This is a genomic window from Noviherbaspirillum sp., from assembly GCF_036563305.1.
In the GTDB taxonomy this organism is placed as follows: Bacteria; Pseudomonadota; Gammaproteobacteria; order Burkholderiales; family Burkholderiaceae_D; genus Noviherbaspirillum.
On sequence record NZ_DATCMQ010000014.1, the window covers coordinates 260085 to 275341 of the forward strand.

11 protein-coding genes are annotated in these 15257 nt (G+C 68.2%); 9 read left to right on the forward strand and 2 right to left on the reverse strand.

Going from position 1 to position 15257, the window contains the following annotated elements; all coding sequences use genetic code 11:
* The first annotated feature begins 407 nt into the window (after positions 1 to 407).
* From VIM12_RS14060 to VIM12_RS14080, 5 genes are all read left to right on the forward strand, one after another.
* On the forward strand, positions 408 to 1706 hold the full coding sequence (locus tag VIM12_RS14060; RefSeq protein ID WP_331942285.1) for an efflux RND transporter periplasmic adaptor subunit: 1299 nt from the start codon (positions 408 to 410) through the stop codon (positions 1704 to 1706).
* 15 nt (positions 1707 to 1721) lie between these two features.
* Positions 1722 to 4883 (forward strand): efflux RND transporter permease subunit, encoded by a 3162-nt coding sequence (locus VIM12_RS14065; RefSeq protein ID WP_331942286.1) that lies wholly within the window; start codon positions 1722 to 1724, stop codon positions 4881 to 4883.
* Positions 4884 to 4891: 8 nt separating this feature from the next.
* Positions 4892 to 6337 carry an efflux transporter outer membrane subunit gene (locus VIM12_RS14070; RefSeq protein WP_331942287.1) on the forward strand — a complete coding sequence of 482 codons (1446 nt, stop codon included), beginning with the start codon at positions 4892 to 4894 and terminating at the stop codon, positions 6335 to 6337.
* 275 nt (positions 6338 to 6612) lie between these two features.
* Positions 6613 to 7473, forward strand: a complete 861-nt coding sequence (locus VIM12_RS14075; protein ID WP_331942288.1) for a hypothetical protein — start codon at positions 6613 to 6615, stop codon at positions 7471 to 7473.
* Positions 7470 to 9311 (forward strand): adenylate/guanylate cyclase domain-containing protein, encoded by a 1842-nt coding sequence (locus tag VIM12_RS14080; protein WP_331942289.1) that lies wholly within the window; start codon positions 7470 to 7472, stop codon positions 9309 to 9311. The genes VIM12_RS14075 and VIM12_RS14080 overlap by 4 nt, the downstream gene beginning before the upstream one ends.
* A gap of 48 nt (positions 9312 to 9359) precedes the next feature.
* Here the strand turns inward: VIM12_RS14080 and VIM12_RS14085 are convergent, their stop codons facing one another.
* A complete protein-coding gene (locus VIM12_RS14085; protein ID WP_331942291.1) occupies positions 9360 to 10157 on the reverse strand; it encodes a helix-turn-helix transcriptional regulator in 798 nt (265 codons plus the stop codon).
* Positions 10158 to 10335: 178 nt separating this feature from the next.
* On the opposite strand from VIM12_RS14085, the gene VIM12_RS14090 reads away from it, so the two are divergent.
* Positions 10336 to 10827, forward strand: coding sequence for a DUF3237 domain-containing protein (locus tag VIM12_RS14090; protein WP_331942292.1), 492 nt, complete (start codon positions 10336 to 10338; stop codon positions 10825 to 10827).
* 37 nt (positions 10828 to 10864) lie between these two features.
* The gene (locus tag VIM12_RS14095; protein WP_331942293.1) at positions 10865 to 11863 is read left to right on the forward strand and encodes a tripartite tricarboxylate transporter substrate binding protein; all 999 of its coding nucleotides are present in this window, start codon (positions 10865 to 10867) and stop codon (positions 11861 to 11863) included.
* A gap of 61 nt (positions 11864 to 11924) precedes the next feature.
* On the opposite strand, the gene VIM12_RS14100 is transcribed toward VIM12_RS14095, so the two are convergent.
* Entirely contained in the window at positions 11925 to 13331 is a 1407-nt protein-coding gene (locus VIM12_RS14100) for an App1 family protein (RefSeq protein WP_331942295.1), read from the reverse strand.
* Positions 13332 to 13582: 251 nt separating this feature from the next.
* Between VIM12_RS14100 and VIM12_RS14105 the strand changes: the two genes are divergently transcribed.
* A complete protein-coding gene (locus tag VIM12_RS14105) occupies positions 13583 to 14278 on the forward strand; it encodes a haloacid dehalogenase type II (RefSeq protein ID WP_331942296.1) in 696 nt (231 codons plus the stop codon).
* Between the two features lie 456 nt (positions 14279 to 14734).
* Positions 14735 to 15217 carry a CBS domain-containing protein gene (locus tag VIM12_RS14110; RefSeq protein WP_331942297.1) on the forward strand — a complete coding sequence of 161 codons (483 nt, stop codon included), beginning with the start codon at positions 14735 to 14737 and terminating at the stop codon, positions 15215 to 15217.
* The last annotated feature ends 40 nt before the right edge of the window (positions 15218 to 15257 follow it).

Here is a 15257-nt window from a genome sequence, read left to right on the forward strand (position 1 = left end):
CGGTACGGCATCCATCGCGCCGACCGGCATCTCCACACACTCCGCATTCAACCCGGCTGAGCACAAGCGGTCGGACATTCAAGAGCATGAATGGAAGACCTGTTGCGCATCATCGAGGCAGTTGAGAAAGAACGCGGCGGCCCGCAGGCGGAACATCCGCGACCGCGGGACAGCCACCCCATTGGCGCTCCTGCCGCGGCGCCGTTCGCCTGCCACTCCGCCGCGCCGGGATTCCTCCCCGCCTGCCGTTCCCGCGGCGCCGGCCACGGAAGGCCCGGACCGGCATCGCCCGTCATAATCAATCAGACCATCGGCGCTTCCACTGGACGTCCTGCTTCGACGAAGCCGGCTGCCGCAGGAATGCCGGATCGTGCAAACCGCTCACCCATCGCATCCACCTGTCGACAATGAACATTGAAATCACGCCGTCCTCCGCCGGGTTCTTCCTCGCTGCTTCCCGTACCGGCATCCTGCACACGTCAAAGGCGTGGCTGTCGGGTGCGGTGCTTGCGCTGATTCTGGCGGGATGCGGCAGCGGTAACCAGGATGACAAGCCGGCGGCGAAGGCCTTGCCGGAAGTCGGTGCCGTCGCCCTGCAGCCGCAAAGCCAGCAGCTGGAGACGGTGCTGCCCGGCCGCACGCGCTCGTTTCTTACCGCCGAGGTACGGCCGCAGGTTTCCGGCATCATCCAGAAGCGACTGTTCACCGAGGGCGACATGGTCAGGCAGGGCCAGCCCCTGTATCAGCTCGATCCCGCCCTGCCGCGCGCCGCGGAGTCGAGCGCGGTGGCGGCGCTGGCCAAGGCCGAGGCCAGCCAGCGCACGCTGGAGGCGATGGTGCGCCGCAACGCCGAGCTGGTGAAGATCGACGCGATCAGCAGGCAGGCCTACGAAGAAAGCCAGGCGGCCGCGCTCCAGGCAAAGGCCGATGTCGGCATGGCGCGGGCCAACCTCGAGACCGCGCGCATCAACCTGCGATACAGCCGGATCGAGGCGCCGATTTCCGGCCGCGTCAGCCTGTCGACGGTCACGCCGGGATCCCTGGTGACGGCGAACCAGGCGACGCCGCTGACGACCATCGTGCAGCTCAACCCGATGTACGTCGATTTCACCCAGTCCAGCAGCGAGCTCATCCAGCTGAAACGCGACTGGAAGGCCGGCCGGTACCAGAAGATCGATGCCGACCAGATGAAGGTCCGGATCCGCATGGAAGACGGCAGCGAGTATCCGCATGAGGCGAGGCTGCGCTTCGCCGGTGTGATCGTCAACGAGACCACCGGGACCGTGACGCTGCGCGCCGAGGTGGCGAACCCGGACAACGTCCTGATGCCGGGCATGTATGTCCAGGCCAGCCTGCCGACCGGCCTGGCCAGCGACGCGCTGCTCATCCCGCAGCAGGCGGTGATCCGTGACGCCGCCGGTCGCGCAAGCATCATGGTCGTCACCCCGGACAATACGATCGAGAAGCGCAACGTCCAGGTGACGCGCGCCATCGGCAACAAGTGGCTGGCCGAGAGCGGCGTGCGGGCGGGCGAGAAGGTGGTGGTGGACGGTTTCCAGCGCATCAAGCCCGGCGACAAGGTCGCGGTCCGGATGGTCGACGCCAGCGCCCGTGCCGAGACCCGCGAGCAGGGCGGCGAAAGCGACAGCAAGAAGCGGCCGGCGGTCGCGCCGGATGCCGGCGCCAATGCCTCCAGCTACAAATAAGGAGGCGGAAAACGCATGGCACAGTTCTTCATCGACCGCCCCATCTTTGCCTGGGTAATCTCGATCATCATCATGCTGGCAGGGGCGCTGTCCATCTTCACGCTGCCGCTTGAACAGTATCCCGACATCGCGCCGCCGCAGGTGACCATTTCGGCGCAGTACACCGGCGCATCGGCGGAGACCGTCGAGAACTCGGTGACGCAGATCATCGAGCAGCAGCTCAAGGGTATCGACAACATGATCTACATGTCGTCGACCAGCGATTCCTCCGGCCGGGCCCGCATCACGGTGACCTTCGCGCCAGGCACCAACATCGACGTCGCGCAGGTGCAGGTGCAGAACAAGCTGCAGGCGGCGACCAACCGGCTGCCGGATGCGGTCAAGGCCCGCGGCGTGTTCGTGAACAAGGGCGGCCAGGAGTTCCTCGTCACGTACAGCTTCTTCTCGCGCGATCCCGAGGTCACGCAGGTCGACGTCGGCGACTTCATCAACAGCAACCTCGTGGACGTGATCGGCCGCATCGACGGCGTCGGCGACGTCAACGTCTTCGGCACTTACTATGCAATGCGCATCTGGCTCGACCCGGCGAAGATGGAGAAATTCCAGCTGATGCCGTCGGACCTCGTCGCCGCGCTCAATGCGCAGAACGTCCAGGTCTCTGCCGGCCAGCTCGGCGCGCTTCCCGCGGTGAACGACCAGCAGCTGAACGCGACGATCACGGCGCGCACGACGCTGAAGACGGTGGAGCAGTTCGAGAACATCGTGCTCAAGACCGCCACCGACGGCGCGGTCGTCACCGTCAAGGACGTGGCGCGGGTGGAACTGGGGCCGGACAACCTGGCGGTGACCTCGAAGCTCAACGGCATTCCGGGCGCGGGACTGGGCATCACGCTCGCCGACGGAGCGAATGCCATGGCGGTGTCCGATGCGGTCGCGGCCAAGCTGGCGGAGATGAAGCCGAACTTCCCGAACAACCTGGATTACATCGTCAGTTCCGACTCCACCCCGTTCGTACGCGCCTCGATCAAGGAAGTCGTGTACACCCTCGGTGAAGCGATGGTGCTGGTGGTGCTGGTCATGTTCATCTTCCTGCAGAACCTGCGCGCGACGCTGATCCCGGCAATTGCGGTGCCAGTGGTGTTGCTGGGCACCTTCGGCGTGCTGTCGGCCGCCGGATTCTCCATCAATACCCTCACCATGTTCGGCATGGTGCTGGCCATCGGTCTCCTGGTGGACGACGCCATCGTCGTCGTGGAGAACGCGGAGCGCGTCATGCACGAGACCGGCATGCCGGCCAAGGAAGCCACCCGCAGGTCCATGGCGGAAATCACCCCGGCGCTGATCGGCATCGGCGTGACGCTCTCGGCGGTGTTCGTGCCGATGGCGTTCTTCGGCGGCTCCACCGGTGTCATCTACCGCCAGTTCGCCATCACCATCGTGGCATCGATGGCCCTGTCGGTCTTTGTCGCGCTGACGCTGACGCCGGCGCTGTGCGCGACGCTGCTCAAGCCGCCGGCGCAGCATGCCGCCCCGGCGACCGGATGGCGTGCCATACCGGCGCGCTTCTTCGGCTGGTTCAACCGCAATTTCGATGCCGCCGCGCTGCGGTACCAGGGCGGGGTCGGCTATGCGCTGCGGCGGACCAAGCGCATGCTGCTGATCTTCCTTGCGATCTGCGCCGCAGTCGCCCTCATCATCGGCCGCCTGCCCACGTCCTTCCTGCCGGTGGAAGACCAGGGCTACCTGCGCATCAACGTCAACCTGCCCGCCGGCGCATCGAACGCGCGGCTGCAGGATGTGCTCACCGAGGTCAATCGCTACTTCCAGGCGCAGCCGGAAGTCGTCAGCTTCAACCAGGTGGCCGGCCTTGACGGCGGCCAGAGCTCGGCGCGCGGCTTCATCCGCCTCAAGACCTGGGGCGAGCGCCCCGGCGCCGAGCAGTCGGCGGCGGCGATCGCGCAGCGGGCCAACCGGGAACTGGCGGCGATCCGCGACGCACGCATCGTCGTGTCGCAGCCGCCGGCGGTACGCGGCCTGGGTGCGAGCGCGGGCTTCAATCTGATGATCAAGGACAACAACGGCGTCGGGCATGAGGCGCTCCTGGCCGCCAAGGACAAGTTCCTGGCGGAGGCCCGTCAGCGCAGCGAACTGACCGGGCTGCGCGCGACCAACCTCGACGACGCCACCGAACTGCGGCTGGAAATTGACGACCGCAAGGCGGCCGCGCTCAACCTGTCGTACAACGACATCAACAGCGTGCTGTCGAGCGCCATGGGCGGCACCTACGTGAACGACTTCCTGAACAATGGCCGCGTCAAGCGCGTGTACATCCAGGGCGATGCGCCGCATCGCATGCTGCCGCAGGACGTCGGCAAGTGGACAGTGCGCAACCGGAACGGCGAGATGGTGCCGTTCAGCGCCTTCTCGAGGACCTACTGGACCTACGGTTCGCCGCAGCTGATGCGCTACAACGGCGCCCCGTCGTACGAGATCGTCGGCGCGGCCGCTCCCGGGGTCAGCTCGGGCGTGGCGATGCAGGTGGTGGAGGACATCCTCAGGACCATGCCGGCCGGGATTGGCTACGAGTGGACCGGCGCCTCGCTGCAGGAACGCCAGGCCGGTGCGCAGGCGCCGATGCTGTATGCGATTTCCATCCTGTTCGTGTTCCTGTGCCTTGCGGCCCTGTATGAAAGCTGGACCGTGCCGCTGTCGGTGATGCTTGCGGTGCCGCTCGGGGTCGTGGGCGCCTTGCTCGCGACCTGGTCGCGGGGACTGACGAACGATGTCTATTTCCAGGTCGGCCTGATCACCACCGTCGGCCTGGCTTCCAAGAACGCGATCCTGATCGTCGAGTTTGCGGTGCAGCTGCAGGAACAGGGGAAGAACCTGTTCGACGCCACGCTGGAGGCGGTGCGGCTGCGCCTGCGCCCGATCCTGATGACCTCGCTCGCCTTCGGTTTCGGCGTGGTGCCGCTGGCGGTCGGTACCGGTGCCGGGGCAGCGGGCCGCAACGCCATCGGCACCGCGGTGCTCGGCGGGACGGTGGCGTCGACCGTGCTCGGCCTCTACCTGGTGCCGGTCTTCTTCCTGGTCGTGCGAAGCTGGTTCGGCAGCCGCGCAAGCGCCAAGCCGGCATCCGCGAAGCCGGCGCCGGCCGTCGCGGAGGGCGCAGCGTGAACGCCGCCATGAAGAATATCGTCCTGTCCCGCCGGCTGGCCGCCGCCGCGCTGGTGGCCGGCGTGCTTGCCGGATGCAACCTGGCGCCGGTTTACCAGCGGCCCGCGCTGCCGGTGCCCAACGAGATCGCGGCGGCCGGCTCGCCGGCAGTCGCGAACCCGGAGAGCCTGGATGCGGCCCGCGCCCTCGAATGGATCCGCGCGGGTCAACTGCGCGACGTCGTCGCGCTGGCGCTGACGCACAACCGTGACCTGCGGGTGGCGATCGCCAACATCGAGCGGGCGCGGGCCCAGTACGGCATCGTGCGCGCGGAGACGCTGCCGGAGATCAGCGCACAGGCCCAGGCCGGCCGCAGCCGCAACGCGGCGGACCTTTCGACCGGCGGCCAGGCCGGCGTCAACAACCAGTACACGGCGCAACTGGGATTCGCCAGCTACGAGATCGACCTGTGGGGACGGGTGCGCAACCTGAATGAAGCGGCGCTGCAGGCCTTCCTGCAGTCGGAGGAGAACCAGCGCAATGTGCAACTGGGCCTGGTCGCCGACGTTGCCTCAGCCTGGCTGACGCTGGCGGCGGACATGGCGCGGCTGCAGCTGGCCCGGGACACGCTCGAAGGCCGGGAAAAGGCCTTCGCGCTGGTGACCCGCATGCATGAACTCGGCGCCGCCTCGGGCCTTGTGCTTGCCCAGAACCAGACGACGGTGGAGGCCGCGCGCGGCGAGGTCGCCAACTATACGGCGCAGGTTGCCCGCGGCCGGAACGCGCTGCAGCTGCTGGTGGGCGGCCCGCTGCCGCCGGAACTGCTGCCCGCCGTGTCGACGCTGTCCGACGCCCAGGAAGTCGCCGCGCTGCGCGCGGTGCCGGCTGCATTGCCCTCGACCGTGCTGCTGCACCGGCCGGACGTGCAGGCGGCCGAATACAATCTGCGCAGCATGCAGGCCAACATTGGCGCGGCGCGCGCCGCCCTGTTCCCGTCCATCAGCCTGACCGGGAGCATCGGCACCGGGAGCCGTGAACTGGACCAGCTCTTCGGCAGCGGCAACCGGACCTGGAGCTTTGTCCCGCTGGTACGGCTGCCGATCTTCGACGGCGGGGCCAACCGGGCCAATGTGCGCGTGGCCGAGGCGAACCAGCGCATCGCGGTGTCGCAGTACGAGAAAGCGGTGCAGGTTGCGTTCAGGGAGGCCAGCGACGTGCTTGCCGACCGCGCCCAGTGGGACCGCCGCATCGCGGCGCAGCAGGGGGTGATCGCGGCCACGGAAAGGACCTTCCAGCTTTCCGAGGCGCGTTTCAAGGCGGGCACCGACGACTTCCTGACGGTGCTCGACGCGCAGCGCAACCTGTATGCCGCGCAGCAGGCGCTCATCACCCTGCGCCTGGCCGAGCAGGTCAATCGCGTCACGCTGTGGAAGGTCTTCGGTGGCGAAATGACGGACCTGCCGGCCGGCAGCTGAAACGCCGGCCTCCGGCGGGCGAGCGGCCGGAAGCCGGCCCTCGATCAGCCGCGCGCCGGTTCCCGCAGGCGCACGCCTTTTTCCCCCTTGCCAGGACAGCTTCCCGTCATGCCGGGACCCCGGCTGCCGGCCGCCGCGCGTGGACAAATTTCCTGGTGGAATGCACAATGCCATCGCCTGCGATCGTCAGCTGCGGCGCGCGGGGCGCGGGCGGCCCGTCGCACCCGCAGGCATCAGGAACACAAACACGCTCATCTACTCGGGAGGTAAGACCGATGCGCTCACCATGGCATCTCGCCGGCAGGCTGCTCGTATGGATCACCTTGTCGTGCGCGCTCGCACATGCCGCAGCGGCCGTTCCCGTGGCCATGGTGACGGACCTGAAGGGCAGGGCGTCTTTCGCGTCGCAGGCGCCCGCTAGGCCCCTGGGCATCCTGGATGAACTGCCGGCCGGGGCAGAACTGGTCCTCGAGCAGGGCGCGGACCTGACCCTGGTGTACGTCGGATCGGGCCATGAGTTCCGCATCATCGGATCCGGCCGCGTCGCCGTCGGCGTCCATCTTCCTGTCTTCTCCGGCAATGGCAAGCTCGCCAGCAGGACATCGCTGCTGTCCTCGGCCGGCGGCCGTCTCGACACCCAGGGCGGGCGGGTGGTGCAGGGCGCGGTGGTGATGCGCGGCGCCGGCGAGCGGCTGCGACAGATCGCGCCGCGCCAGAAGACGCTCGACGCCCGGCCCGAATTCCGGTGGGACCTGCCGGAGAACGTCCGCACGGTCGCATTCGAACTGCGCGCCGAGGATATGCAGGTCCTTGCCAGCGCCAGCGTGACCGGGGCAAGCTATACCTTGCCGCCCGACGTTGCGCTCGTCCCCGGCAAGACCTACAGCTGGAGCATCGCGCCTGGGGACGAGGGCGGCGCAGGCCGCGTGACGAGCAGCTTCACGCTTGGCGCAGCCGGCGAAAGGCAGCGCCTGGTCCAGTTGAAGCCGGGCAGGGATGCCAGCTTTTCCGACCGCCTCCTGTACGCCCTGCTGCTCGAGGACGCCGGCCTGGCCGCCGAGGCAACGGCCGAGTGGAAGGCCTTGTCCGCCGCCCGTCCGCAGGATGCGATGCTGCGGGCAAAGTGGTCCCGGTGAACCGGGACCGGGGCGCCGCCGGCAGCGACCTTTCCCTCGGCAGGGCGGATCGGCTTCCTCGCCGGTCCCTGGTGCTCGGCTTCCTCGCCGTCGTCCTCCTCGCGTCGTTGTTCGGCGCCTCGCGCGCGGGTGCCGCACTCGACCTCGCCGTCCGCGATTTCCAGAACCGCGTCCTGGCGAAATTCCTTCCCCGTGTGCCGGACCAACCGGTGGTGGTGGTCGGCATCGATGAAGAGACGGTGAGCCGCTTCAGGGAGCCGCTGGCCCTGTGGCATCCGCATCTCGGCGAATTCCTGAAAGCGATGGCCGTCGCGCAACCGGCGGTCGTCGGTCTCGACGTGGTCCTGCCTGACCGTTCCTTCGACTGGCTGCTGCCGGGGTATGACAGGCGCCTGCTCGAGGGCCTGCTCGCCGCGCGCAGCGGCACGACGCTGGTCCTCGGACTGACCCTGGACGAGACCGGGGCCGCGCGCAGGATCCACCCGCCCTATGCCGCCATCGCCGGCGCCGGCGCCTTCGGCTATGTGCTGCTCCCCATCGACGACGACAACATCGTGCGGCGGCTGCCGGATACGCACGACGCCGGCGGGCGGCCGGTAGCCAGCCTGGCGGGCCGGATGGCGTTGGGCATGGGCGTGGCGCCGGCCGCGGGTGGCATCAGCTATGCGCTCGCGCCGCCCGCCGGCTACGTCCCGCTGCAGCAGGTCATCGACTGGTTCGCCCGTGGCGAGCACGACGCCCTGCGCGCGGCGTTCCAGGGGCGTCCGGTCCTGCTCGGCAGCGTGTTGCGCTACGAGGACCGGCATTTCCAGCCGATCAATCTTGCGCCCTGGGAGCGCGACAACGGATTGCAGGTGCCCGGCGTGATGATCCAGGCGCAGATGCTCTCGACGCTGGTCAACCACGCCGTCGTGCGTCCCGCGCCTGCCGCGGCTGCCGTCGCGCTGTGCCTCGCCGCGGGCCTGCTGTGGTTCCCCGCGCTGCGGCTGGTGCCCGCCGTTGCAGCCTGCATCCTTGCCGTCGCAGCGATCCTGGGGATCGGTGCAGGCATGCTGCACGCGGGATGGCGCATCGATCCCTCCGCGGCGATCGCCGCGACGCTGCTGGCCCTGTCCGGGCGCTGGGTTGTCGAGTCGCTGCTGGAGATCCGCGAGCGCCGGCGTTTGCGCCGCGCCTTCGCGGGTTACGTCAGCCCGCAGATGATGGAGGAGATCCTGGCGGGCCGGATTGCCGGCGAACCGGGCGGCGAACTGCGCCGGGTCTGCGTCATGTTCGCGGACGTGCGCGGTTTCACGACGCTGAGCGAGATCCTGCCCCCGCAGGCGGTCATGCGCCTGCTCAACCGGTATTTCGAAGCGGTCACGCAGGCGATACATGCCGAGGACGGCACCATCAGCTGCTTCATGGGCGACGGCATCATGGCGCTCTTCGGCGCCCCCAAGTCCATGGATAACCCGAGTGCGAAGGCATTCGCCGCCGCGCAGCGCATGCTGGTCGCGCTGACGGCCCTGAACCGCGCACTGCAGGAAGAAGGCGGGCGCGAGCTGGAAATCGGCATCGGCCTCAACGTCGGCGAGGCCATCGTCGGCCACGTCGGGTCCCGGGAGAGGCATGACTACTCGGCCATCGGGGATACGATCAATGCCGCGTCCAGGCTGGAAGGCATGAGCAAGGACGTCGGCTTCCCGCTGGTGTGCTCGCACGCGGTGGCCGCCGCGCTGGGATTCCCCCAGGGGATGGCCGACCTCGGCACGCGGAACGTGCGCGGCCGTTCGCCGATGCATGTGTTCGGCTGGGGTCCGGCTTCCGCCGGAAGCGGGCAAGCGTTTCGCCCGTGATGTCCGGGGCCGGCCGGCCCTAGCAGCTGCGCTGCCGCCCCGGCCTGTTCAGCTTTGCACGCGCAATCCCTGGCCGCCTGTCACGAGTGCAAACAATTCATTGGTGCGGTGGATGCCCAGCCGCGCGTAGGCCCGGTTGCGGTAGGTCTTGACGGTAGTGGCGCTGATGCCGAGGTCGCAGGCGATGCCGTCGTGGCTCATGCCCCGCAGCAGGCGCAGGCAGACCTCCACCTCGCGCGGCGGCATGCCGGGGGCGATGCGCCGGAGCGCCGCGTCCCGTTGCATCGCCTGGTCCGCCGCGCCGGGGCACAGGGCGATCTGGCGTTCGACCGTCGCGAAGAGTCCGCCTGCCATCGCCTCGAACAGCCGCAGGTCGCGATCACGGAAACCGGGCTGGTCGTCGTGCCGGTAGAGGTTGACCGTGAGGATGCCGCCGTCCCTGTCGCGGCGCGCCGCGGACAGCCGTTCGCGCAGCCGGTGATGCTCGTAGATCAGCCGCCGGTGCTCGGGATGCCTGACCTCGCCCGCCGTCAGGTGCAGGATGCCGAGTTCGTCCGCACCGAGGGCGTCGAAGGTGCGGTCCTCGCGATACAGGCCGTCGCGGTAGGCACGGAAGCAGAGGCCGGTGGTGTCGGCGCGCTGGTAGCTGTCGGACAGGTAGCAGACCGGGCGGGTCGCCGCCGCTGTCCGGTAGACGCTCCATGACCCGGCGGGTAGCGCGCGGTTGATCGTCGTGAGCGCGCGGGAGGGGAATAACGGCGTGCCGATATGCGCAATGATCTGCGACAGCGCGTCGAGCGCCAGCTCGGGGGCCGGTCTTTCCTGTGCCAGGGTCCACGCGTTCATCAGGTGTTTGCAGGGCAAGGGCTGTCCTCTTCGGGGAGGACAGCCAATCGTCGCGGCTGCTTCTATGATGGCAGGCACAAGAACCGGTGCCACAAACCCCTCGATAGAGTCGGCGCAACAGAATCCCGGCGGCGCCGGGGTCGCGCCGGGGTCGATTTCGGACTACACGGGGACATTAATGGAATTCCATCCGCAGGACAAGCAGGCCCCGGCAGCCGCCCCGGCGCTGCGCCACCTGTGCCGCATCACCGCGCGCGTCGACCAGGTCGTCAGCCTTGGTCCCGCGGCGCACGGCGAGCGGCGCTACGTGCCGATCACCGGCGGCGAGGTCGAAGGCGCCGAGATGCGCGGCGAGGTGCTGGCCGGAGGGGTGGACTGGCAGCTGCAGCGGGCCGACGGCACGCTCGATATTGCCGCGCACTATGTGCTCAGGACCGAGGACGGCGCGCTGGTCGAGATCCAGAGCAACGGCTACCGCCATGGCCCTCCCGACGTGATGCGCCGGCTGGCGGCGGGCGAGCCGGTCGCGCCCGACGCCTACTATTTCCGCACCGCGATCACCTTCCAGACCGGCGCGGCGCGCTGGCGCCACCTGAACTCGGCGATCGCCATCGGCCACGGCGCGCGTACCGCTGGCGCCGCCAGGATCGATGTCTTCCTGGTGCTCTGACCAGGTTTCATACACCGACAATAGCGAGGAGACAGACATGGGAAATCAAGGACGTTTGAACGCAGGCAGGCGGATGCTGGGGAAAGCCGCGCTGGCACTGCTGATGGCGGCGGGCACGGGCGCGGCATTCGCCCAGGCCTATCCGGCGCGGCCGGTGCGCATCGTGGTCGGCTTCCCGAGCGGCACCGGGCCGGACCTGGTGGCGCGGGTGGTCGCGCAGAAATTGCAGGAAGGTCTGGGGCAAGGCTTCGTGGTCGACAACAAGCCTGGCGCGGCCGGGCTGATCGCGGCGCGCGAAGCAGCCAAGGCGGCACCCGACGGCTACACCCTGCTGCTGGGCGAAGTGGGCAGCATGGCCATCGCCCCCAGCACCTACACCCGGCTCGGCTTCGATCCGGTGAATGATTTCGCCTCGGTCAGCCACCTGGTCACGTCCGACTTCGCGTTCGTGGTGCCGGCGTCGCTGCCGGTGAAGAACCTGAAGGAATACGCCGACTGGAGCAAGTCCCAGAAGAATGTGTTCATGGGCACCTTCGGCGCCGGCACACCGGGCCATTTCGGCATCGCCATGCTGGCGGACGCGATCCAGCTCAAGGCGGAGCCTGTGCACTACAAGAACACCGGTGATGCGATGAACGGCATCATTGCCGGCGACACCCAGGGCCTGTTCGGCACGCTGGCGCTGGTCGCGCCGCACGTGAAGGGCGGCAAGCTGCGCGCCCTCGCCACTTCCGGCCCGGCGCGCTCCAGCATGCTGCCCGACGTCGCGACGGTGCGGGAGCAGGGCTACCCCTCGGTGGAATTCGGCGCCTGGTTCGCTCTTCACGCACCCGCAAGAACGCCTGGCGAAGTGCTCGATGCGCTCAGCCGCGCAACCGTCGAGGCGATGAAGTCGCCGGAGGTGCGCGAGCGCCTGCAGGGCGCCGGCTTCCGCGTCGCGGGAAGCAACCGCCAGGAGCTCGACCGCCTGCTGCGCGAGGATATCGCGCGCTGGGAAAAGGTGGTCAAGGCGACGGGATTCAAGGCCCAGGAATAAAGTCGGGATTGCCGCCGGCAATGGCGGCGCCGGGCGGCCGCCGCCACAGGCACTGCCCGTCCTACGCGGGCGGCGCCGCCTGGCGTTCGTCCGCCTGCTTGTCGACCCGTACCGCGAGCATCTCCAGCGGACGGATCAGGCCTTCGGCGGCGGCATGGGCCGCGGCGTATTCGCTGTCCGGCACCAGCACCAGCTGCGTACCCGATGCCCGCACTTCATCGATCAGCCGGTCCAGTGCCTCAATGCGTTCGGGATCCGGATTGACGCTGCGAATGTAGATCACCCTGATCCGTCCCGGGTGCCGGGCGACGACCTCGCGGTAGATCTCCGGGTCCTTCTGGCCGCTGTCCCCGATCAGGATGAACGGCAGATCCGGATAGATCCTCATGATGCGCTCGATGTTCTCCAGCTTGTGGCCGTGATGGCGGCCGGCGCCGAACATGGTGCGCAGCCGCAGCTGCTTGAGCATCAATGGCCCGAGCGGAATGTCCTGCGCCTGGAAGAAATCCACCAGCGGGGTGTACAGGTGCCAGGGACTGCTGGACACGTAGAACACGGGATTGCCTTCGTCCCCGCCGATGCCGTCGCGCAGCGCGGCATACAGCGCCGTCACCCCCTTGAACGGCTTGCGGGAATGGGCGTTCCTGATCGCCAGCATGGTCAGCATGCGCAGCTTGTTGGTGACATTGCTCCACAGGACGGTATCGTCGATGTCGCTGATCACGCCGTAGCGCGCGGTCGGCGGCGGCACCAGCACTTGCGCCACCGCGCCGGTCATTGCGCCGCGCGGCCGCGGCGAAACCAGCTCGAGGTCGACCCCGTGCCAGCCGGGCTGCTGCAGCGGGCGCGGCAGGACCAGCTCACCCTGGAAATAGCCGCCCGCGTCCGTCACCAGTTCCTGCTCGACGCCGTCGAAGCGGGCAAGCAGGCGCGCGCCGGGCACCTCGTCCGAGCCGATGCGCTTGGACAGCTCGACGATGTTGCGCCAGGGCTTTTCATCGGGTCGCGGCGTCGCGAAACCTTCGTCCCGCAATACCCGTCCCTGGAGGAACAGCCGGTCCGGCGTGCCGAAGCCCATGTAGGGAATGACCAGCGCCTTGCCGCCCGCAGCCGCCAGCCGCTTCAGGTGCTGGAGCGCCCGCAGCGAGTAACGGGCTGCCGCGCTGGCCTGAGGCCGCGCTGCCGGCGGGCGCGCGGCGGCTTCCGGCGCATCCTCCTGCTGCGGCACCGCGGGGCGCTCGACCCAGACGGCGTCGTGCTGTATCGGCTTCAGCTTGCGCAGCGTCCGTTCGATGGCGCCGAGATCGTCCGGCGCCAGCCGTTGCGGCAGGACATGGACGTCGATCCCGGCGGCGCGCAAGCCTTCCAGTTCGGCATCGTCGAGCAGGTTGCGGTTCACCACGAGCCTGTGTCCCGGCTGCCGGCGCCATTCCTCAAAACCCTTCCTCGTAAGAATCAAAAAAGTCATCGCCGCCAGTCAGGGAGCCAATACAAGGGATGAGATGCGTTCAGGGGTAGCGAATTCCGGCGTCGCGCGCCATCCTTGAGCAGCGGCAGGGCGCGCAACGGGAGCCCCGCGACGATGAATCGCGGCGGGTCGATCGCTGACGAAGGCGGGTTGCGCCAACGGACAGCCGGCGGCAACGCTTGTCCGGCTTCCATGCTACCGTTCCGGTAGCCCAAGCCGCCGCGGCGACGGCAACCAGACAAGGAGCAGGGATGAACAAACCCGCAGTTCTCGCATTCGATGTGTTCGGCACGGTGGTCGACTGGTACGGCCCGGTTTCGGCGGCGGTGAAGCGTGTTTGCCCCCAGGTCGATGCCGATGCGTTCGCGCTCGCCTGGCGCGAAGGCTATCCCCAGGCCATGCGGCGCGTGATGGCTGGAGAGCTGGGCTGGACGACGGTGGACCAACTGCACCTGATGATCCTGCGCGACTTGCTCCAGCGGTTCAAGGTGGACAACCTGGACGAGGCGCAGATCCTGGACCTGAACAACGTATGGCATCGGCTCGACCCGTGGCCGGACAGCGTCGAGGGCCTGCAGCGCCTGAAGGCGAAGTACATGATCTGTACCCTGTCCAACGGCAACATCGGCCTGCTCGCCAACATGGCCAAGCATGGGCGCCTGCCATGGGACTGCATCCTGTCGGCCGAAATCTTCCGCAAGTACAAGCCGGATCCGGCGGTCTATCTCGGCGTCGGCCAGATCTTCGGCATCCCGCCTTCGTCGGTGATGATGGTGGCCGCGCACCAGGAAGACCTTGCCGGCGCCCGCAAGTGCGGCCTGCAGACGGCCTATATCCAGCGCCCGGCGGAATTTGGTCCCCACCGCGCCAAGGATGTCTCGGACAACGGCTTGAACACCCTGCACGCAAGTGCCATCACCGCACTCGCCGACCAGCTCGACGCCTGACCCGCATCCGCCGTGGTGGACAGGACCGGGCGCGCGGGGAGCCCGGGCGCCGGCCTCGCCTGCATTCCGGCAATCTCCGGCAACACTTTCCGGTCGCTCCGGTAAGGCGCGCTGCCGTCGCGGCCTGCGGTTTCCCCGCGTCCTCCTCACCGCTGCCCGCGCAATCCTTCTCTTCCGCAAGTTCGCTTGAGAGCGGGACCGTTTCCTGCTTTCCCCCAGCGGACGCAGCGTCGTCATTCCCTCCCTCCAAGCGAGCGGCAAAGGCAATGTCGTCGCAGCGCAGGCGCGTGCAAACCATCAGCGAACGTTCTCTGCAGGCGAAAAACCGCTAGCGGCAGACGCGACGCGATGCGATCTGTTTTGCAGTTGCAACGGAACGGCAGCGCCCGGGCGGCGTCAAGCGGCACCATCGCGCTTCGCGCCGGTGGCGCGCGATATTCAGCACAGGAAAAGCATATGCAGAAAGTATCGGAAATCATGAGCTACAACGTGGCCACTGCCACGCCGCAAAGCAGGCTGGAAGATGTCATCGGCGCGCTGCGGAGCGTCGATATCGGGGCGGTTCCCGTCTGCGACGACGGGCACCTCGTCGGGATCATCACCGAGGAGGCGATCGACCCCGATGCGGCACGGGGCGCGTCCGGCACGCTGCTCGTGGCGGACGTCATGGCCGAGGCGCCGCCCTGCTGCTTTGCCGATCAGACGTCCGAGGAAGTGGCGAAGCTGATGGCTTCGCACAAGGTCCGGCATGTGCCGGTGCTCGACCGGAACATGCGCCTGCAAGGCATGGTGACGATGGCTGACATGGCGCAACGTGTCGCCGGTTTTTCCGAGGAAATACGGAAGGAAATCGAAGACACGTTCGGGACCGAGCAGGTGCTGACGGCGCAGAGCCTCGGCCACAAGGCGGCGACCAGCAGCGCGGACGGCAAGTTCTGATACAGGCGAGCTGTGCTCGTCGCCGCGCGCGGAAGCGTGG

Excerpts from the sequence above, each read along its gene's own strand:
- VIM12_RS14105 (WP_331942296.1), top strand. The coding sequence starts at position 13,583 with ATGAACAAACCCGCAGTTCTCGCATTCGATGTGTTCGGCACGGTGGTC.
- VIM12_RS14070 (WP_331942287.1), top strand. The coding sequence starts at position 4,892 with ATGAAGAATATCGTCCTGTCCCGCCGGCTGGCCGCCGCCGCGCTGGTG.
- VIM12_RS14100 (WP_331942295.1), bottom strand. The coding sequence starts at position 13,331 with ATGACTTTTTTGATTCTTACGAGGAAGGGTTTTGAGGAATGGCGCCGG.
- VIM12_RS14075 (WP_331942288.1), top strand. The coding sequence starts at position 6,613 with ATGCGCTCACCATGGCATCTCGCCGGCAGGCTGCTCGTATGGATCACC.
- VIM12_RS14090 (WP_331942292.1), top strand. The coding sequence starts at position 10,336 with ATGGAATTCCATCCGCAGGACAAGCAGGCCCCGGCAGCCGCCCCGGCG.
- VIM12_RS14060 (WP_331942285.1), top strand. The coding sequence starts at position 408 with ATGAACATTGAAATCACGCCGTCCTCCGCCGGGTTCTTCCTCGCTGCT.
- VIM12_RS14110 (WP_331942297.1), top strand. The coding sequence starts at position 14,735 with ATGCAGAAAGTATCGGAAATCATGAGCTACAACGTGGCCACTGCCACG.
- VIM12_RS14095 (WP_331942293.1), top strand. The coding sequence starts at position 10,865 with ATGGGAAATCAAGGACGTTTGAACGCAGGCAGGCGGATGCTGGGGAAA.
- VIM12_RS14085 (WP_331942291.1), bottom strand. The coding sequence starts at position 10,157 with ATGAACGCGTGGACCCTGGCACAGGAAAGACCGGCCCCCGAGCTGGCG.
- VIM12_RS14065 (WP_331942286.1), top strand. The coding sequence starts at position 1,722 with ATGGCACAGTTCTTCATCGACCGCCCCATCTTTGCCTGGGTAATCTCG.